Origin of the sequence: Luteibacter sp. UNCMF366Tsu5.1 (assembly GCF_900119235.1) — a bacterium.
Lineage (GTDB): Bacteria > Pseudomonadota > Gammaproteobacteria > Xanthomonadales > Rhodanobacteraceae > Luteibacter > Luteibacter flocculans.
The window spans coordinates 159,483-177,552 of the sequence record NZ_FPIS01000004.1; the positions used below are offsets into that span (position 1 = coordinate 159,483).

The 18,070-nt window shown below is 64.2% G+C and carries 22 protein-coding genes and 1 tRNA gene; 6 read left to right on the forward strand and 17 right to left on the reverse strand.

Annotation, left to right across the window (positions count from 1 at the left end):
- Positions 1-19: 19 nt before the first annotated feature.
- From BT115_RS17040 to rplM, 4 genes are all read right to left on the reverse strand, one after another.
- Complete coding sequence (locus tag BT115_RS17040) at positions 20-1,435, reverse strand: site-specific integrase (protein ID WP_143144619.1); 1,416 nt, start codon at positions 1,433-1,435, stop codon at positions 20-22.
- A 69-nt stretch (positions 1,436-1,504) separates the two neighbouring features.
- Positions 1,505-1,578: transfer RNA gene (locus tag BT115_RS17045), tRNA-Gln, on the reverse strand.
- Between the two features lie 54 nt (positions 1,579-1,632).
- The gene (gene rpsI / locus BT115_RS17050) at positions 1,633-2,025 is read right to left on the reverse strand and encodes a 30S ribosomal protein S9 (RefSeq protein ID WP_072323840.1); all 393 of its coding nucleotides are present in this window, start codon (positions 2,023-2,025) and stop codon (positions 1,633-1,635) included.
- 9 nt (positions 2,026-2,034) lie between these two features.
- Positions 2,035-2,463: a 50S ribosomal protein L13 gene (gene rplM, locus BT115_RS17055; RefSeq protein WP_072323841.1), complete on the reverse strand. Its 429-nt coding sequence runs from the start codon at positions 2,461-2,463 to the stop codon at positions 2,035-2,037.
- Positions 2,464-2,733: 270 nt separating this feature from the next.
- Here rplM and coq7 point away from each other — a divergent pair, with 270 nt between their 5' ends.
- The gene (gene coq7, locus BT115_RS17060; RefSeq protein ID WP_072323842.1) at positions 2,734-3,375 is read left to right on the forward strand and encodes a 2-polyprenyl-3-methyl-6-methoxy-1,4-benzoquinone monooxygenase; all 642 of its coding nucleotides are present in this window, start codon (positions 2,734-2,736) and stop codon (positions 3,373-3,375) included.
- Between the two features lie 26 nt (positions 3,376-3,401).
- On the opposite strand, the gene BT115_RS17065 is transcribed toward coq7, so the two are convergent.
- Both BT115_RS17065 and speD read right to left on the reverse strand, forming a co-directional pair.
- Positions 3,402-4,088: an extensin-like domain-containing protein gene (locus tag BT115_RS17065; RefSeq protein ID WP_072323843.1), complete on the reverse strand. Its 687-nt coding sequence runs from the start codon at positions 4,086-4,088 to the stop codon at positions 3,402-3,404.
- Positions 4,089-4,156: 68 nt separating this feature from the next.
- Positions 4,157-4,942: an adenosylmethionine decarboxylase gene (gene speD, locus BT115_RS17070; protein ID WP_036109987.1), complete on the reverse strand. Its 786-nt coding sequence runs from the start codon at positions 4,940-4,942 to the stop codon at positions 4,157-4,159.
- Between the two features lie 349 nt (positions 4,943-5,291).
- Between speD and crp the strand changes: the two genes are divergently transcribed.
- Positions 5,292-5,969: a cAMP-activated global transcriptional regulator CRP gene (crp, locus tag BT115_RS17075; RefSeq protein ID WP_177257449.1), complete on the forward strand. Its 678-nt coding sequence runs from the start codon at positions 5,292-5,294 to the stop codon at positions 5,967-5,969.
- 15 nt (positions 5,970-5,984) lie between these two features.
- Here the strand turns inward: crp and BT115_RS17080 are convergent, their stop codons facing one another.
- The gene (locus tag BT115_RS17080; RefSeq protein WP_072323845.1) at positions 5,985-6,935 is read right to left on the reverse strand and encodes a bifunctional helix-turn-helix transcriptional regulator/GNAT family N-acetyltransferase; all 951 of its coding nucleotides are present in this window, start codon (positions 6,933-6,935) and stop codon (positions 5,985-5,987) included.
- Between the two features lie 142 nt (positions 6,936-7,077).
- Between BT115_RS17080 and BT115_RS17085 the strand changes: the two genes are divergently transcribed.
- Complete coding sequence (locus BT115_RS17085) at positions 7,078-7,833, forward strand: sulfite exporter TauE/SafE family protein (RefSeq protein WP_072323846.1); 756 nt, start codon at positions 7,078-7,080, stop codon at positions 7,831-7,833.
- Between the two features lie 10 nt (positions 7,834-7,843).
- Here the strand turns inward: BT115_RS17085 and BT115_RS17090 are convergent, their stop codons facing one another.
- From BT115_RS17090 to BT115_RS17105, 4 genes are read right to left on the reverse strand one after another with little or no spacing between them, the layout of a single operon-like run.
- Positions 7,844-8,551 (reverse strand): haloacid dehalogenase-like hydrolase, encoded by a 708-nt coding sequence (locus tag BT115_RS17090; RefSeq protein WP_072323847.1) that lies wholly within the window; start codon positions 8,549-8,551, stop codon positions 7,844-7,846.
- A gap of 7 nt (positions 8,552-8,558) precedes the next feature.
- Complete coding sequence (gene trpC / locus BT115_RS17095; RefSeq protein ID WP_072323848.1) at positions 8,559-9,413, reverse strand: indole-3-glycerol phosphate synthase TrpC; 855 nt, start codon at positions 9,411-9,413, stop codon at positions 8,559-8,561.
- Between the two features lie 51 nt (positions 9,414-9,464).
- Positions 9,465-10,496, reverse strand: a complete 1,032-nt coding sequence (gene trpD / locus BT115_RS17100; RefSeq protein ID WP_072323849.1) for an anthranilate phosphoribosyltransferase — start codon at positions 10,494-10,496, stop codon at positions 9,465-9,467.
- A 16-nt stretch (positions 10,497-10,512) separates the two neighbouring features.
- A complete protein-coding gene (locus BT115_RS17105) occupies positions 10,513-11,109 on the reverse strand; it encodes an anthranilate synthase component II (RefSeq protein WP_072323850.1) in 597 nt (198 codons plus the stop codon).
- 371 nt (positions 11,110-11,480) lie between these two features.
- Between BT115_RS17105 and BT115_RS17110 the strand changes: the two genes are divergently transcribed.
- Complete coding sequence (locus BT115_RS17110) at positions 11,481-11,888, forward strand: VOC family protein (protein ID WP_072323851.1); 408 nt, start codon at positions 11,481-11,483, stop codon at positions 11,886-11,888.
- Positions 11,889-11,923: 35 nt separating this feature from the next.
- On the forward strand, positions 11,924-12,955 hold the full coding sequence (locus tag BT115_RS17115) for an aldo/keto reductase (RefSeq protein ID WP_072323852.1): 1,032 nt from the start codon (positions 11,924-11,926) through the stop codon (positions 12,953-12,955).
- Between the two features lie 15 nt (positions 12,956-12,970).
- Here the strand turns inward: BT115_RS17115 and BT115_RS17120 are convergent, their stop codons facing one another.
- Together BT115_RS17120 and BT115_RS17125 are read right to left on the reverse strand one after the other, a co-directional pair.
- Positions 12,971-13,801: a DUF2884 family protein gene (locus BT115_RS17120; protein WP_072323853.1), complete on the reverse strand. Its 831-nt coding sequence runs from the start codon at positions 13,799-13,801 to the stop codon at positions 12,971-12,973.
- 116 nt (positions 13,802-13,917) lie between these two features.
- Positions 13,918-14,856 carry a response regulator gene (locus tag BT115_RS17125; protein WP_255369471.1) on the reverse strand — a complete coding sequence of 313 codons (939 nt, stop codon included), beginning with the start codon at positions 14,854-14,856 and terminating at the stop codon, positions 13,918-13,920.
- A gap of 502 nt (positions 14,857-15,358) precedes the next feature.
- Between BT115_RS17125 and BT115_RS17130 the strand changes: the two genes are divergently transcribed.
- Positions 15,359-15,580: a hypothetical protein gene (locus BT115_RS17130; protein ID WP_072323854.1), complete on the forward strand. Its 222-nt coding sequence runs from the start codon at positions 15,359-15,361 to the stop codon at positions 15,578-15,580.
- Between the two features lie 4 nt (positions 15,581-15,584).
- Here BT115_RS17130 and BT115_RS17135 read toward each other — a convergent pair whose 3' ends face one another.
- The 4 genes from BT115_RS17135 to BT115_RS17150 all read right to left on the reverse strand — a co-directional run bounded on the left by BT115_RS17135 (position 15,585) and on the right by BT115_RS17150 (position 17,967).
- The gene (locus BT115_RS17135) at positions 15,585-16,019 is read right to left on the reverse strand and encodes a PA2169 family four-helix-bundle protein (RefSeq protein ID WP_083527549.1); all 435 of its coding nucleotides are present in this window, start codon (positions 16,017-16,019) and stop codon (positions 15,585-15,587) included.
- 66 nt (positions 16,020-16,085) lie between these two features.
- Positions 16,086-16,838, reverse strand: a complete 753-nt coding sequence (locus BT115_RS17140; RefSeq protein ID WP_072323856.1) for a DUF2884 family protein — start codon at positions 16,836-16,838, stop codon at positions 16,086-16,088.
- A 56-nt stretch (positions 16,839-16,894) separates the two neighbouring features.
- On the reverse strand, positions 16,895-17,440 hold the full coding sequence (locus BT115_RS17145; RefSeq protein WP_072323857.1) for a hypothetical protein: 546 nt from the start codon (positions 17,438-17,440) through the stop codon (positions 16,895-16,897).
- The gene (locus tag BT115_RS17150; protein ID WP_072323858.1) at positions 17,440-17,967 is read right to left on the reverse strand and encodes a peroxiredoxin; all 528 of its coding nucleotides are present in this window, start codon (positions 17,965-17,967) and stop codon (positions 17,440-17,442) included. Before BT115_RS17150 ends, BT115_RS17145 begins: the two co-directional genes overlap by 1 nt.
- Between the last annotated feature and the right edge of the window lie 103 nt (positions 17,968-18,070).

Genomic DNA, 18,070 nt, shown 5'->3' on the forward strand with positions numbered 1-18,070 from the left:
TCTAGAGCCTCACCTTAGGTTAGAGGAGCAATCGGCGCATCACTTGAATATCCAACCATGCCGACCACTTCAACTCAGGAAAGAACGCGGACAACTCTGATGCGGTCCAAGGGCGCATGTAGTCGGCGCTGTGGACATCGTCACCGGGCTCATGACCAACGAGCGCGCGCCGACGCTCTGCGCTCAATGCCGAGCCCTGGAGGGTTTGGATGACCGTCTTACGGAAACTGTGGAACCCGACGATGCCCGCCGCGCGCCGCGGTTTTACCTGGATTTTGGTGAGGTAATAACTGAAGCCTTTCGTGATCGCATTGCCCGCCCCAGCGCGGCTATCGATCCGCATGTCTGGAAACAGCCTCTCTTTGCCCGCGGCCTGTAGTCGCTGGGCTCGCTCCCAAAGACCCAACGCCACCAAGTCCGGATGAATGGGAACAAGGCGCTCACTCGAAGCGGTTTTCAGGCTTTGGCCATCACTGTCAGCCCGGATCAGCACGCATTTGATGCGGTCAATCTGGATGAAGTCGCGCACATGAAGTTGAGCGATCTCGGAGACGCGAGCACCCATGTAGAGGCCCATGACGGGCGCCCAGCGCAAATGATCCCCGCGCATGGTCTTGTAAGTTTCCGGATTGAAGATGCGCTTGAGTGTGGCCTCGTCGAAGGCTTCCCAGGCCTGCCCCTTGGCACGCAGCGCCTGCTTCTCCTTGGCCTTGAGGACGACCAATCCCTTGACGGGATTCTCGCCCTTGGGGACATGCCCCGCTCGGATCAGCGACTCAAACAACTGGGAGGTGTGCGACACGCAGTTGGCGACGTAGCGCTTACTCAGTCCTGATCGCTGGAGGTCATCGGCCCAGGCTGCAGCCATGGGGCGTGTGATCTGGTCCACCGGTGTCGAACCACCCACAGCCTTCATGAAGGACTCCAGGTTTCGCCGGCGCTGTTCCCAGGTGTTTGGCTTTAGGGTCGGCGCTTCGATCTGTGCATAAGTCTCGATGGCCTTGGTCAGCGTCGGCACTGTCGAGGGGGCCTTAGCGGCAATCGCGGGACCGATAGGCGCATGAGCGCCAGTCATCAAGCCCAGGGCTGCGAGAGCCGCGGCATTATCCTCGGCCGTCCCATTCGTGGACATCGAGAAGGCCCCGTCAGGACTACGCTGGATTTCGAAGCCGCTGAGGCTATCAAGATATCGTTGGAAGTCCTTGCCCATCGTGTCCCCATGCTTCCTGCCTTCCGCGAAGGCCTGAGCATACCTCGCACTCAGCAGATACGCCCAGCCACGAGCCAACGACGGATCACGGGTGCGCAGGCTCTGCTTGATGACCTTGAGGCCGACGGTGGCGCGCAGGTCGAGGGGAACGACGAGCCGGAAATGAAAGATGCCGGAGGGATGGCGGACCAAGTGATGGGGTAAGCGCATAGTGGTGTTGTCCACCCATATGTCCAACCGCACGCGAGGCCTAAAAAGACAAAAGCCCCCGATTTCTCGGAGGCTTTTGCGGTTTGGCTGGGAGACTAGGATTCGAACCTAGATAAACGGAGTCAGAGTCCGTTGTCCTACCGTTAGACGATCTCCCAATAAACTTGGGTTCGGTGCGCTCTGACCTTGAAGCACCGAACTGAAGCGCGAGATTAGCGCTTCGAGAACTGCGTAGCGCGACGGGCCTTGTGGAGACCGACCTTCTTACGCTCGACTTCGCGGGCGTCGCGGGTCATGAAACCAGCCTTGCGCAGCGGCGACTTGAGCGCTTCGTCGTACTCGACGAGGGCGCGGGCGATGCCGAGGCGAATGGCGCCGGCCTGACCCGTGATGCCGCCGCCGGCGACCGTCACCATGATATCGAACTTCTCAGTGTTGTCGGTCAGCTCAAGCGGCTGACGAACGATCATACGAGAGGTTTCGCGACCGAAGAACTGGTCGAGCGGCTTGCCGTTGACGACGATGCCACCGGTGCCCTTGCGGAGGAACACGCGGGCGGCGGAGGTCTTGCGGCGGCCGGTACCGTAATTCTGCTGGGTAGCCATGTCGATTCCTTAGATTTCCAGCGCCTGCGGCTGCTGTGCGGTATGCGGGTGCTCGGCGCCGCCGTACACCTTGAGCTTGCGGTACATGGCGCGACCCAGCGGGTTCTTCGGCAGCATGCCCTTGACGGCGATCTCGATCACGCGCTCCGGGTGCGTGGCCAGCAGATCCTTGAGACTCGTGGTCTTCAGGTTACCGACGTAGCCGGTGAAGCGGTGGTACATCTTGTCGTCCAGCTTCGCACCGGTGACTGCCACCTTCTCGGCGTTGATCACGACGATGTAATCGCCGGTATCCACGTGCGGGGTGAACTCGGGCTTGTGCTTGCCGCGGAGACGGCGCGCGACCTCGGTCGACAGGCGACCCAGGGTCTTGTTCGTGGCGTCGATCACGAACCAATCGCGCTTGACGCTCTCCGGCTTGGCGCTGAACGTTTTCATTTCGAAAATACCTGGTTTGCCGCCTTGGTAGGCGGAACACGGAATCGGTGAAAGCAAAGGCGCGAGAGAATAGCGAACTTTTCCCTCATCGCGCAAGCCCACATTGCTGGTGAGCTTTGGGCCGACAATCATAGCACGACGTGAGGGCCTCTTCACAAGCCTGCCCAAACCGTCGGCCATTTACCGCGACAAGCGACCGCAGCACCTTCATCCCGGGTTGGGCGGCGGACATTGTAACGTGTGTCATCCCCGTTCGTCTGGAGTCATGTCATGTCCGTACGCACTCTCAGCCCCTTCGATCGCCTGCTTGCCGGCCTGGAACGGGCCATGGAGGCCGTCGCCGGGTCGCCCGAAGCCATGCGGAAGTCGCCGGGAGACGAGGTGCCGGACGCGCCGCTGAACGACGCCGAGCGTCGCCATGCCGCCGGCCTGATGCGGATCAACCATGTCGGCGAGGTCTGCGCGCAGGCGCTCTATGTAGGCCAGGCCGCCCTCGCCCGCACCGAGGAGACCCGCCAGCACCTGATGCATGCGGCGCAGGAAGAAACCGACCACCTGGCCTGGTGCGCCGAGCGCCTCAAGCAGCTCGATAGCCGCCCCAGCCTGCTGAATCCCCTCTGGTACGCCGGCAGCTATGCCATTGGCGTGGTCGCCGCCGCGGTGGGCGATCCGATCAGCCTGGGTTTCGTGGTGGAAACCGAGCGCCAGGTGGAGGCGCATCTGGCGGATCACATCGAGCGCCTGCCGCCGCAGGACGACCGCTCTCGGGCCATTCTCCGGCAGATGCAGACGGACGAAGTACGCCACGCCGTCGCGGCCCAGGCACGCGGCGGTATCGACCTGCCATGGCCGATTCCTCGGCTGATGAAGGCGGCGTCGGCCGTGATGAAAACCGTCGCCTACCGCATCTAGTCGAGACTCCGAGACGAACGCCTTCCCTAGCGGCAGAAGCCATAGCCACGTCCCTGCAGATGGAAATGCGTGCGGTGCGCGTCGTTGTAATCGGGCCCGAGAAACGCACCGAAGTAGCGGCAGCCTTCGCCTTGCAAGGCATGCAGAAAGCCCAACTCACGCGGGTCGGCCCAGCCCTTCTCCACCGTTACATGACGACCATCGGCAAGCCGCCAACCAGTGACATCCAAGGCATCCGCCCGCGCATGCCTGCTGATCGGCGCCTGATCGCGATGGTAGACGTTACGGCAGGCATAGCTGCCTACGTGGTCGACACCTCGCACCGACGAACCGAATGCGGCTTCAGCCTCCGGTTGCAGCACATGCCGATGAAACAACACCATCGACGCGGCCAATGGACAGGTCAACGTCACCGGTGAAGCAAAACGAGCCGTCCCGATGGCGGACAGGCGCACCGCATCGTTCCATCCACAGCCGTTGCCGTCTTCGCGATCCGGCAACGGCGCAAAGACCGCGCCGCCATCGCGGAGCGCCGCGCGACACTGAGCGGGATCGTCGCTCAGCCGGGCCAGCTTGAAACGTAGGAACATATCCGGCTCGGCGGCGAGGTCGAGCGGCGCCCACGGGTTGTAGCGATCCGGCGGCCGCCAGCCCCGGCTCCAGACCAGGGCGCAGAGGGCAACGAGTAGACAGAACAGCAGCAACGTGCGCATGCAGGCACGCTAGCGGGCGGAACGTGAAGACGTCAAAAGAAGAAGCCCCGCTTTCGCGGGGCTTCAAGTCACATCAGGTTGCGGCCGTGGAAGAGTTCCTCGATCTCCCGGCGGAGCAGCGATTCGATCCGCTGGCGCTCCTTGAAGGAGAGATCGTCGGCCTGCGCCTCGAACAGATAGGTGTCGAGGTCGAAGTCCTTGATGTGCATCTTCGTGTGGAAGATGTTTTCCTGATACACGTTCACGTCGAACATTTCGTACTTCTGGCGAATGTGCTTTGCCAGGTAGTCCTGCACCGAATTGATCTTGTGATCGATGAAGTGCTTCTTGCCCTTCACGTCACGCGTGAAGCCGCGCACGCGGTAGTCGGCAATGACGATGTCCGACTCGAAGCTGTCGATCAGGTAGTTCAGTGCCTTCAGCGGCGAGATCACGCCGCAGGTGGCTACGTCGATGTCCGCGCGGAAGGTCGCGATACCGTTGTGCGGATGCGTTTCCGGATACGTGTGGACCGTGATGTGGCTCTTGTCCATGTGCGCGACGACGGCGCCGGAAATGGTGTCGCGGCCGAGCTTCTCGACCACCGGTTCCTCGGAAATGAGGATGGTGACCGAGGCACCCTGCGGGTCGTAGTCCTGACGAGCGATATTCAGGATGTTCGCACCGATGATCTCCGCCACGTCCGTGAGGATTTGCGTCAGGCGGTCGGCATCGTACTGCTCGTCGATGTATTCGATGTAGTTCTGCCGCTGCTGTTCGGAAACGGCATAGCAGATGTCGTAGATGTTGAAGCTCAGCGCCTTGGTGAGGTTGTTGAAACCCTGCAGGCGAAGGCGGGGAAGCGGTTTGACCACAGCGACTCTCCGAGGCCGGGGGATACGGCCAGCAGCAGACACGGGTTAGCAGCAAGGGTCCCCGCAACGATGAAAACGACGGGCGGAACAGTCTGCCCGGCGTTTGTGTACGGCGTGAGACAGGGGGTCTGGACGCCGAGGGGGTGAAATTATGAGGCAAGATGGCGAGGATTTGAACACGCCGCGTCCGGCTCGCCCAAAGTGGTGGATTTTGGCGCCCGGATGTCTGCAATAATCCCCCGGAGACATGGCGAGTCGGTGACGCCTGACGGAAATCCGTCGGCCGGCGCTGAAGGGGAAGCCATGCCATTGAGGCTCAACGGAATCTGCTGTGGCTCAACTTAAATACATGTTGCAACAGGCATTCGAACGGTCCCAGGCTCCGTCGAGCTTCGCACCGGACCCGGCCTCGATGGGCCGCTTCCTCGATGCCTGCCACCGCCGTCGCTATCCGGGGAAGACGGCGATCATCCGGCCGGGCGACCCGGCCAATACGCTCTATTACGTGGTCGAGGGCTCACTGGCCGTCTGCACGGAGGACGAAGAGGGGCGCGAGCTGATCCTGGCCTACATCAACCGGGGCCAGTTCATCGGCGAAATGGGGCTTTTCGTAGAGCAGGCCCAGCGCGAATCGCTGGTGCGCACGCGCACGGCGGTGGAAATGGCGGAAATCAGCTACGAGCGCCTTTTCCAGCTGCTGGAAGGCCCGCTCGCAGCCGAGTGCCCCAAGCTGCTCTTCGCTATCGGGTCGCAACTGACCCATCGACTCCTGCGCACCTCGCGGCAGGTCAGCCGCATGGCGTTCATGGACGTGACGAACCGGGTCTCGCGCACCCTGCTCGATCTCTGCCAGGAACCGGACGCCATGACCCACCCGGACGGTACGCAGATCCGCATTTCCCGCCAGGAAGTGAGTCGGATCGTGGGCTGCTCGCGCGAAATGGTCGGCCGCGTGCTCAAGCAGCTGGAGGAAGAGCGCATGATCGACGTCTCCGGCAAGACCATCGTGGTGCGCGGCACCCGCTGAGCCGACTTCGGGGCGTCAGGCGCCCCGGAACACCATGTAGACGTCGGCACGCTGGTAGTGCGACCCGGGCCGGACCTGCGGCTGGCGCACGAATCCGGCGCGCTCGTACATGGCCAAGGCACGACGCAGCCGGCTGTTGGATTCGAGGAAAAGCTCCCGCCCGCCACGGGCGCGGTATTCCGCAATGGCCGCGTCCAGCAACTTGCGACCCGCGCCGAGACCGCGGTAATTCTCGTCCACGCCCATCTTGGACAGCTCGTATACGCCCTCCCCCTCGTGGATGAGGGCGCAGGTGCCGACGATCTCGTCGGCATAGCGGGCAAAGAAGATCGCCCCGCCGGGGGCAATGATGGTTCCCTTCGGATCCGCAAACAGCGCCCTGTCCACCTCCTCCACCCGGAAATGGCGTTCGAGCCACTGCTGGTTCAACCGACGGAAATGCTCGCTGAGCGCGGGCTCGAACGGCACGATGTCCACATGCACGCTCGCCAGCGCCTCGCGCTGCCGGAGAATGGCGGGCACCAGGGGCCGCTCGGCGAGCGCTTGTTCGCAGCCGTCGATGGCATCGAGCAGCGCTACGCCCTTCGGACCGAGGGATTCCGCCATGCCGCGGCGAATCGCGAGCCATACCGGCCCGAGCGTCCCCAAGGCGCGGTCGCCCGCTTCGGTCAGGGCGAGCACGCTACGCCGGCCGTCGTGCGGATCGCGCTGGCGCACCACCATGCCGGCGTCCACCAGCCGGTCGGCCAACTGGCTCACCGCCGAGTGGGTTTGGCCGATCGCGAGCGCCATGTCGGTGACGGTCGTGGGCCCCACGTCGCGCAGGTAGCGCAGCACCGGAAACCAACGCGACTCGATACCGGCGCCGCACGCGCGGTAGACCTCGTCGACGGCCTGATAGAAATGGTCGCTCAGGGCCTTGAGGCGGCTGCCGAGCGCCAGCTCGCGCAGGGATGAGAGGTACATCGGGGATCCCGTGGGGACGTGGAGACACTGAACTTAGGGCGGCAGGTTGTCGCACGCAAGCGCTATAAGGCATGAATCCTGTCTTCATGTAGGAAAGCACGGGCGTCATATATGGTCACCGTGGACTAGAAGGAGACACGGCGTGGATTGGACCCAATTCCTCATATTCGCGGGCGTCGGGCTGCTTGCGCAGCTCGTCGACGGCGCGCTGGGCATGGCCTACGGCATCGTCTCGAATTCGGTGCTGCTGGCGCTCGGCCTGCCGCCGGCCGTGGCCAGCGCCACGGTCCACACGGCCGAGGTGTTCACCACGGGCGTCTCCGGTGGCGCGCACGCGCTGTTTGGCAACGTGGACTGGAAGGCCTTCCGGCGCCTGGCCATTCCGGGTGTGGTGGGCGGCGTGCTCGGCGCCTGGTTTCTAGCCAACGTTCCCGGCGACGCCCTGAAACCTTTCGTCTACGCGTATCTGCTGATTCTCGGCGTGGTGGTGCTAGTGCGCGCGGCAGGCCGGGTAGTGTCGCACCACCGCGTGCGCCACAAGGGCATCCTCGGGTTCGTCGCAGGACTGCTCGATGCCATCGGCGGAGGCGGGTGGGGACCGATCGCCACCTCCACGCTGCTCGCGCGCGGCGGCCCGGTGCGCCAGACCATCGGTACCGTCAACGCGGCCGAGTTCGTCGTCACCGTCGCAATCTCCACCACGCTCATCGTGCATATGGGAGTCCAGCATTGGCCCATCGTGCTGGGACTGCTCAGCGGTGGCGTCGTGGCGGCGCCCGTTGCCGCCTGGCTGGTGAAGCACCTGCCGCCGCGTTACGTGATGACCGCCGTGGGCTGTCTCATCGTCGGCATCAGCCTCTACCAGCTTGGCGCCTACCTGCTTCGCCTGCGCCCGTAGGACCGATCGCTCAGAACCAGTGCAGCACCGTCAACTTGTCGCCCAACAGCCTACTGGCCTTCTTGGCGATCTTCGGCGTGGGATTGACGAGGTGCGCTGCCTCCGCTGCCTTCAGCATCGGCAGGTCCGACAGCGAATCACCGTAGGCGATCGCCCAAGGCCGCGGAATGCCCGCTTGCTCCAGCGCGCGCACTTTCATCCCGTCGACGTTGTGCTGCACGAAATGCACACCGAATGGACCACCACGCGTGCGCGACGCCGCGAGTTCATACCCGCGGAGATTGACCTCGTCGAGGATCGCCTCAACCAGGTGGCCGTCGTTGCCCGTTACGATGATCACGCGGTCGCCCTCGTCCACATGCCTACGCAACGCGGCCACCGCGTCGCGGCAGAACACGCCTGGGCGACGCGCGTAGGCACGGCCGAAGGCCGTCACGAGCCGACGATAGGTCGCCTCGCGCCGCCCGAACGTGGCAACGCGGAGGAAAAGCCGGCCGAGAAAGCGATTGCCGCCAGCGCTGCCGATCAGCAACGGCACTAGCGGCACCACGGGAAGCGCCATCAGAAGGCGCCAACGCCCGATGCCCGCGAGCCGTTCACGGAAGAAAAGCTCCAACGTCTGGTGACGGACGATGACCCCGTCGAAGTCGAACAGGACGACGCGTCGCCCGTCCGCGGCGGTGTCGTCGACGCCCGCCGTGCCGATCCCCTGTTCCATGTGCCCTTTACCGATGCCTGTGATGCGCGTGCGGCGTCTGGGCGCCGAAGAGCTTGTGCAGCTCCGCGCCGGGGTCTGCCGCGCGCATGAACGCCTCGCCGACGAGGAAGGTGTGGATACCCGCCTCGCGAAGCTTGCGCACGTCTTCGGTGGTGTGGATGCCGGACTCGGCGACGATCGCCGTTTCCGGACCGACGCGATCCTTGAGCTTCAGCGACGTACCGAGCGAGGTCTCGAACGTACGCAGGTTGCGGTTGTTCACGCCGATGAGCGGCGCCGGCATACCCAGGGCGATCTCGAGCTCTTCTTCGTTGTGCACTTCGACCAGCACATCGAGATCGAGCTCGGCGGCGAGCAGCGAGAGTTCCGTGAGGCGCTCTTCGTCGAAGATAACGTCGCCATCGGGCTCCTTGTTGCCGAACGCCGCCACGATAAGAAGGATGCAGTCGGCGCCGATCACGCGGGCCTCGTACACCTGGTACTCGTCGATGATGAAATCCTTGCGCAGGATCGGCAGCGAACAGGCGTCGCGCGCCTGCTTCACGAAGTCTTCGTGACCCTGGAAGAAATCGGCGTCGGTCAGCACGGAGAGACAGGTGGCCCCGCCCTGCTCGTAGCTGCGCGCGATGGCAGCGGGATCGAAGTCCGGGCGAATCAGCCCTTTGCTTGGGCTGGCCTTCTTGATTTCGGCGATGACGGCCGGGTTGCCGTCGTGCAGACGCGCGTCGATGGCGGCGACGAATCCGCGCGTATCTTCGAGATCGGCGATTCGCGCAGCGAGATCGTCCAGCGTACGCCTGCGGCTGCGCTCGGCAATCTCTTCGAGCTTGCGGTCGAGGATGCGATGAAGGATGTCAGGCATCGGAAGAGTTTCCTAGGGTAAGGCCGGGAGCATGGGGATGCCCCGACGATATCAGGCGCCGAGCCGCTGCGTCGCGGCCACGAACGCTTCCATCTTCGCACGGGCCGCCCCGCTGGCGATGGTCGCCCGTGCGAGTTCGATGCCGGCCTGTATCGTCGGCGTGACATCGGCCGTGTAGAGCGCCGCGCCAGCATTGAGGCAGACGATGTCGTGCGGCACGCCCGGCACCCCGGAAATCGCATCCAGAAGCATCGCCTTCGACTCGGCGGAATCTTCCACGCGCAGATTACGGCTCGATGCCATCGCCAGGCCGAAATCCTCAGGCTCGATCTCGTATTCATGGACGGCGCCATCGCGCAGTTCGCCCACCAGGGTCGCTGCGCCGAGCGAGATCTCGTCCATGCCGTCGCGCCCCCAGACCACCATCGCGTGACGGGCGCCCAAGGCCTGCAGCACACGAACCTGGATGCCGACGAGGTCCGGATGGAACACGCCCATGAGGATGTTCGGCGCGCCGGCCGGGTTGGTCAGCGGACCCAGAATGTTGAAGATCGTGCGCACGCCCATCTCGCGACGCACGGGAGAGACCACCTTCATCGCCGGATGGTGGTTCGGCGCGAACATGAAACCGATATCCGTTTCGTCCATGCAGACCGCGACCTGCGCAGGCAAGAGATCGATGCGCGCGCCCAGCGCTTCCAGAACATCGGCACTGCCGGACTTCGACGACACACTGCGACCGCCGTGCTTCGCCACGCGCGCGCCGGCCGCTGCGGCAACGAACATCGACGCGGTGGAAATATTGAACGACGAAGCGCCATCGCCGCCGGTACCCACGATGTCGAGAAAATGCGGGTGCGGACCGGCGTCGACCTTGGCGGCCAGCTCGCGCATCACGCGCGCGGCGCCGGTGATCTCGCCCACCGTTTCCTTCTTCACGCGCAGGCCGGTGAGGATCGCGGCCGTCATGAGCGGACTGACGTCGCCGCGCATGATCTGGTGCATCAGCTCGATCATCTCGTCGTGGAAGATCTCGCGATGCTCGATCGTACGCTGGAGCGCCTCGGAGGGTGTCATCGGCATGACGCGTGGATCCTTGTTACGCAGCGAGCGGCAGCGGCATGCCGAGGAAATTGCGCAGCAGATCGTGCCCGTGCTGGGTCAGGATCGACTCCGGATGGAACTGCACGCCCTCGATGTCGAGCGTGCGATGGCGCAGGCCCATGATCTCGTCGATAGAGCCGTCCTCGCGTTCCGTCCAGGCGGTCACCTCGAGGCAATCCGGCACGGACTCCTTCTCCACCACCAGCGAGTGGTAACGAGTGGCCTCGAACGGATTCGGAAGGCCGGCGAACACGCCCTGCCCCAGATGCCGGACCGGCGAGGTCTTGCCGTGCATGATCTCGCGCGCGCGGATGACCTTGCCGCCAAACACCTGCCCGATGGCCTGATGCCCGAGGCAGACGCCGAAGATCGGCAGTTCGCCCGCCATCTCGCGGAGAACCGCGATCGAGACGCCCGAATCGTCCGGCGTGCCCGGCCCCGGGGAGATCATGATCCGCGACGGCGCCAGCGCGCGGATGTCCGCGACGGTCAGCGCATCGTTCCGCACCACCTTGACCTCTTGCCCCAGCTCGCCCAGGTACTGCACGAGGTTGAAGGTGAACGAGTCGTAGTTGTCGATCATGAGCAACATAGAGAACCTAAACGTTTGTTTTCATTACCGCGACGCAGAGGGGAGTTTTCGATCCGCACCCTCATGCATATCCCCGCCGGACGACCGTGGACGGCACGCATGACGGGTGGCCGGTCATTGTACGGCACATCGCCTGGCTGACCGGGGTGGCTTCCCGCTGTGCCGTGCACACCTTCATGGATGGCTGGTCGCCGGGGTGATCCCTATCTTGGCAGGCTCGCTCGCTTTAGAAGCGTATGGACTGTCGATCCCCCCCCTGGCATCGATAAGGCTGACCGGCGAGTCCACGTGTTGCTCTCAGCGCGGGCCATGCTTGCCTGAAGCAATGACAGACGTAATGCTTGTTGCCCCCCAGACGTTCGGTACGCCCCATGCCCTCACTCGGCGCGATCACCTTTCTTGTCCACGACTACGACGAGGCGATTCGTTTCTTCGTCGAAGCACTCGGGTTCGACCTTGTGGAAGACTCGCCGCAAGGCGGCGACAAGCGCTGGGTGACCGTGGCACCGCACGGCTCGCGGGGTACGTGCCTGCTCTTGGCACGCGCGGTAACGGACGAGCAGCGCACACACGTCGGCAAGCAGGGTGGTGGGCGTGTGTTCCTTTTTCTCCACACGGAAGACTTCGCCGCGGACCGCGCTCGCATGCTGGCGCACGGCGTTCGCTTTCGCGAAGAGCCACGCCACGAACCCTACGGCACAGTGGTCGTGTTCGAGGATCTCTATGGCAATGCCTGGGATCTGATCCAACCGCGCGACGCCGCGCCAGCCGCGCACTGAAGAACTCTCCGCCCTTCCCCCGTCAGGAGCTCTCCATGGAATATCGTCAACTCGGTCGTTCCGGCCTCAAAGTGCCCGCTCTCAGTCTCGGTACCGGCACGTTCGGTGGCGCAGGCGAATTCTTCGAACGCTGGGGTTCCACCCAGGTCGCCGAAGCAAAGCGCATCGTCGATCTGTGCCTGGAACACGGGCTTACCCTGTTCGATACCGCGGACATCTACTCGCGCGGGCTGGCCGAAGAGGTGCTCGGTGAAGCACTTAAAGGGCGACGCGAGCATGCATTGATTGCGACGAAGGCCACCTTTCCCATGGGCGATGGTCCCAACGAAAAAGGCTCGTCACGCTATCACCTGGTCCGGGCCTGCGAAGCGAGCCTGCGTCGCCTGCAGACGGATCACATCGATCTGTACTTCATGCATGGCTTCGATGCGCTAACGCCAGTGGAAGAGACCCTGCGGGCGCTCGATGACCTCATCTCGAGCGGCAAGATCGGCTATATCGGCGCCTCCAACTTTTCCGGCTGGCAGCTCATGAAATCGCTGGCGGTATCGGAGCGCTACGGGCTGGGGCGCTACGTGGCCTACCAGGGCTATTACTCGCTGATTGGCCGCGATTACGAATGGGAACTCATGCCCCTGGCGCTCGACCAGGGCGTGGGAACCATGGTCTGGAGCGCACTCGGCTGGGGCCGGCTGACAGGCAAGATCCGCCGCGGAAAGCCGGCCGATGCGGGCCGCATCGCCTCCGGCGGTGCCGTGGGTGGGCCGCCGGTTGACGACGAGAAGCTGTACGACATCGTGGACGTGCTCGACGAGATCGCCCAGGCGCGAGGCAAGTCCATTGCCCAAGTCGCGTTGAACTGGGTGCTCAGCCGCCCCTCGGTATCGAACGTGGTGATCGGCGCACGCGATGAAACCCAGCTACTGCAAAACCTGGGCGCCGTGGGCTGGACGCTCACCAGCGAGGAGGTCGGCCGCCTGGATGCCGCCAGCCAGACCACGCCTATCTACCCCTACTGGCACCAGAAGGGCTTCGACGAGCGCAATCCGAAACCCACCACGTGGTGAACCCGACCGGGGCGATCAGGACGACGCGACCTTCTTCTCGGCGTGTTCGTCCTCGTCGTGGTCGTGTTGCTTGGGTTTGATGGTCATCAATTCCAGCGGCTTGCCGTCATCCAGCCGTACGGACCAGCCCTTCTGCAACTCGGCGAGCGCGTCCAACTGCGGGCAGATCTGGGAGGCGCGTTCGTCCAGGGCCTTGGACCGTTTGTCCATCTCGCGGTCCATCGCCTTGTCCAACGACCGGCCCTTCTCCTCCAGTGCGGCCACCTTCGCCGAATCGCCCGACAGCGCCGCAGTCACCGCACTGGACGTCACCGAGCCCACCAGTTCACCCACGCTGTCGGACACCGAACCCGCGACGTTCTCGGCCATCCGATCGGCGGACCAATGGCCCGCACCGATCCCCTCGTCGATCTTGCGCAACGCTTCGGCCTGCTGACGTTTGAGTTTTTCGAGCAGGCGCGAACGCTGGTCGCCATCGGCGAAAGCCATGGTCACGCTGGTCATGGCGGAGAAACCGATGCTGGTTCCCTCCCGCGCGATAGCTGCGATCTGCGGTACCAGGCGACGTACGCCCTCTTCATAACGGCGCAGCGACTCGGCGTCGCCACGCGACACTGCCACGTCCTTGCCGTCTACACGCACCGCACCATCATGGACGAATATCTTGGACGGCACCCCATCGATGCGGTGAAAGGAGAGCCCCGCCGGTGTCACGTCCACGTCGTAGGGCGTGGAATAGTCGTACTTGCAGCTATCGGTACTGAAGCTCGCGTTCTTCGCCTGCGCGGGTAACACGGCGAAGGTCAAGGCAAGAGCGGCGGTGCCGGCAATGAGCGCGTGGCGCATGATCTTTCTCCCCAGGGACGATTGTCACGGGTGGGATGCCGCCCGTAGACCCAGGGTTTAAGCCGATCCAGCGACGAATGCATGGCCGTTTCGTCACCCCGTGACTTCCGGCAGGGTCAGGACGAGAGGCCCCGCTCGCGGGCGTATTCCGACAGGCGACTGTCGTGATCGATTCCAAGCTTGCGCATCGCGTCGCGCTTCTGCCGACTGACGGTCTTGACGCTACGACTCAGGCGATCGGCAATCTGCGTAATCGACATACCGCTGACGTATAGCCGAACCACCTCGATCTCGCGCGCCGACAATCGCGCCGTGTCGGCCGTGCTTTGCACACCGGCCTGATCGAATTGCCGGCGGATCGTTTCACTGAGATAGGCACGCCCGGCTGCCGCATGACGCACCGCCACCGCCACCTCCTTGAGCGGAGCGCGTTTGTCGCAAAGACCGAGCGCACCGCGCGCGCGCATCGCCTGCAGAACCGCAGCATTGTTGACCATCGTCAGCACGACGACGGGGAGGCGCGGATAACGGCGCCGGATGAGATCGATGAGCGAAAGACCATCGCCGTGTCGGCCGCCGGGCATCGAAAAATCGGTCACGATCACGTCGCACGGGCGGGACGCGAGCAGATCGACGAGTTGGTCTCCATTGGCCGCCTCGCCCACCACCTCGATGTCACCTGCCGCCTCTAGCGCCGCACGGGTGCCCATCAGGACTACGGGATGGTCGTCGGCAATGATCGTGCGCAGAAGCATGTCTTTCCTCGCCGGCGGAATGATGCGCCCGCCATCCATGAGATGTGTTACTCGTCGTGCAACGCGGAGATTACAGTAAACATTCGTACGTGGTAGAAGATGCGCCACGGCATCGTTGAGAACATTACGCATCTCAACCGTTGCGATTGCTTCGCTGATCACGCTTGCAACGCCCCGTGCCGTGCGCGCGGCAATTGCGGGGTGCATTGCGTTACCGGCTCGGTAAAGTCCGCTCGCCCTGTCAGCGCACCGCTCGATCTCGCTGAGGTTTCGGGCGGCAGCCGACGTAGCGCCGATCATGTTCACCACGGCATTCGTGTGCACCGAAGGCACACCGAAGACGCCGACGCCTCACACGAGGCCGCGGGCTCCGGACACGAATGTGTCGCTCATGCGAAGCACTCGTCGTTACATCGCGGCGTGCGCCGATGCCTGAAGCGCGTACGATCTGCTGCCGGAAGGGGCTTCCTCACGGAAGACAAGGCGATCGTCCACTTCGGATCGCTATGCAACGGCACGCCTGGCTCGTCGCGTAGCGTTCGAACCGTCGTCAAGCCATCGCCGAGGAATGTCGACGAACGCGCAGCGGCCCCGTGCAGGTGGCGTATCGGTGCTTAGGCTGCACAGGCCTCAGGCCCCGAACCGAGCCATGTCAAATGATCGCGTGCAACGCGACGCGGCCTTTCGATGAGAAACGTCTCACAAATATGGATGCATTTTTCAGACTTCTCCGATATCGCGGCGCGTTGCGCGCCGCCATCCTGTCATGCATGCGCCGTGATGGCGTCGACCAGAGCACGCCATGCTTCCACAAACCATCGACTATCACATCGCTCAGCTAGACAGCACGTGGGGCATCTTTCGCGAAGGCATGCAGATCGCCGTCCGCGCCGATCCGGCGGACGCCATCGCCTTCGCGAATTTCTTTGCAGACCGCGAGACTTTGATGGCGCCGTGCCCGGTGCGCGTGTCCGCCGACATGAACCTGCACCAGGCGTTGCTGGACCTGCGTCAGGTCGCGTGAGCCATCAGCGCCCCGCGGCGCTGCCGAGGTTCGTCATGTCCAAGTGCAGCAGGCGGAGCCTTGCAATGTGACGACCCACCATGGCGCGGTCGCCCGAGGTCGACTCCAGCCGGAGGAATGCGTCTAGCAGTCGACGCTCCATCTGCTCCAGCGTACGAATGTAGGTCACGTCAGGATCGTGCGAGAGCTTGACCGAGGCCTCCATGATCGTTCGGCGCACGCCGCTCATCGGGCCGCCCGCCGTCGCGGGTCGCATGCCGGCAGCGCTCACCTGGCCCTGAAGCTCCTTCGCGATGGCAGTGAGCGCATCGGCGGATTCATCCAGGATGGCCTTGAGGCCCGGTTCGCGGACGCCGCGGGCGGCTTGCAGGTACAGGTCACGGTCCGCAATCACGCGCCTGATGAGGCCGTTTACCACTCGGGTCGAAGTGCGTTCCATGAGCCAGACCTTAGTCCGGCGGCACTTAGCCGGTCCTAAACGCAGGCAAATTCGGTCAGCGGGCGGTCATTCGCCCGGCTCCAGAAGCTGTAGGGGCCGGCCCGATGCATCGTGCAAACCCGACTGCAGGTCGAACAGCTGGCGGACCGACGGGCATAGCGCTTGGATCCGCGGCTTGAGCGCCGTCTCCACGCGAGCGACAACGCGCGCCTGCCCTCCGGTGGACACTGATGCGACGCGGTCGCGCAACGCGGCCGCGCCCTGAAGGTCCCCATTCATGGCGAGCTGCATCGCCTCGCTGCCCACGTCCTGGGTCAGTAACGGCCCCACATCCGACACAATTTCTTGCGCGTAGGCGCGCATCGCATCTTCCTGCCAATCGCGAGTGCTTTGACTGGTGGCGATGCGCCGCTTGATCTCCGCCACGCGGCTGTTCAGCACGCGATCCAGATCGCCGCTGGCGACGGCGCCGGGGGCCGCGGTGGCTGCCTCGTCGCGCACCGCGCGCGCCGCCAGATCGATACCGTCACTCGCGATGGCCTTGGCCTTGGGGACCAGGGCGCGAACGTTGCGCTCGAACAGAGCGACGCGATCCTGTTCGTCCGGTCGCAACGCCAAAGGTCGCCCGTCGACCTCCAGTGCGCCATCGTCCATGCGAATGCGGCGCGGCGCGACCTCCGCCCTCTCGAACACGAGCGCATCGGGCTGAACGGTAAGATCGTAGGTGCTCGCCACTCGGCAGGTGGTCGACAGATCCTGGGCCGCCGCGCCACCCACGGCACAGCAGGCAATGGCAAACACAAGCAGGCGTGCGGTCATCGTGCGTCCCCGAAAAGGCCTTCGATAGCGGGCCGGCCGCGAACAGCGGCTGAACACTACAGGGTCGGTTGCGCGAACTGCTGCCGCGCACCGACGCTGCCGAGAACCCAGGCGAGCCAACCGAGGATGGGAACAGAGACGGTTTTCAGGAGCAGACCCACCAGCAGGATCGTCCGATGCTTCTGACCAAAGGCAAGCATGTCCGGAGGCAGACCCGGCTGGCCCAGCACCACGCCGAGCTGTTGCCACTGGTCGAATGCTCCCCAGGCCGTATATGCCGACCAGACCAGCAGCACCAGAGCCACCACGCGCATCGCGCGGCGCCCCCACTCCCGCCAGCGCAGCGTACCCAGTGACACCGCGATCACCACGAAGGCGGCGAGCGAATAGGCGAGCGACCAGGCCATGGCGATCCGCGGATCGCCCGCGCCCTGGGCGATGGCCTCTTCGCTCACCGAACCGAGCGCGCCGGCCAGCACGACCGACGCGTACGTGTTGATCACGAAACCCGCCGCGGCCAGCAGCATGACCAGCCAGACCACGATGCGCCAAGCGGCGAAAGGCCGGGGGCGCTTGGCCCCCTTGGCTGCCGGGAACAGCATCAGGCGCCCGCTTTCTTGAGGTCGGCAAGGTCCGCAAGAACCTGACCCGAGTTCTTCTCCGGGTCGACGTCCTTGTAGATCTTGACGATCTTGCCGGAGGGGTCGATCAGGAACGTCTCGCGACGGGCGTACTTCTGGCCCGTGGGCGTCGTCGTGAGCACGGCGTATTTCGTCGCCACGGCGCTGTCGGCATCGGAGAGCAGCGGGAACGGCACGTGGTACTTCTCGGCGAATTCCTTGTGCGACTTGACGTCGTCCAGGCTCACGCCCAGCACCACGGCACCGGCCTTGTGCAGCTTGGCGGTGTCGTCGCGATAGGTGCAGACCTCGGTGGTGCAGCCGGCGGTGAAGTCCTTCGGGTAGAAGTACAGCACCAGCCACTGGCCCTTGTGCGTTTCCAGGGTGTGCCAGTCGCCCTTCTGATCCTGCAGGCGGAAATCGGGCGCCTTGTCGCCCACGGCGGGCGCCGCGGCCCAGGCAGAAGCGGTGACGAGGCACAACGCGAGGAGAGTAAGGAGGCGACGCATGGGGAACCTCGGGGACGGGTGGGATGGCGTGAGTGTACCCGCCGCGTCCCGTGGTTGCCCCAGTCCCTGAGATTCGCAAGAAACTGGGGGCGCCGTGACGGCG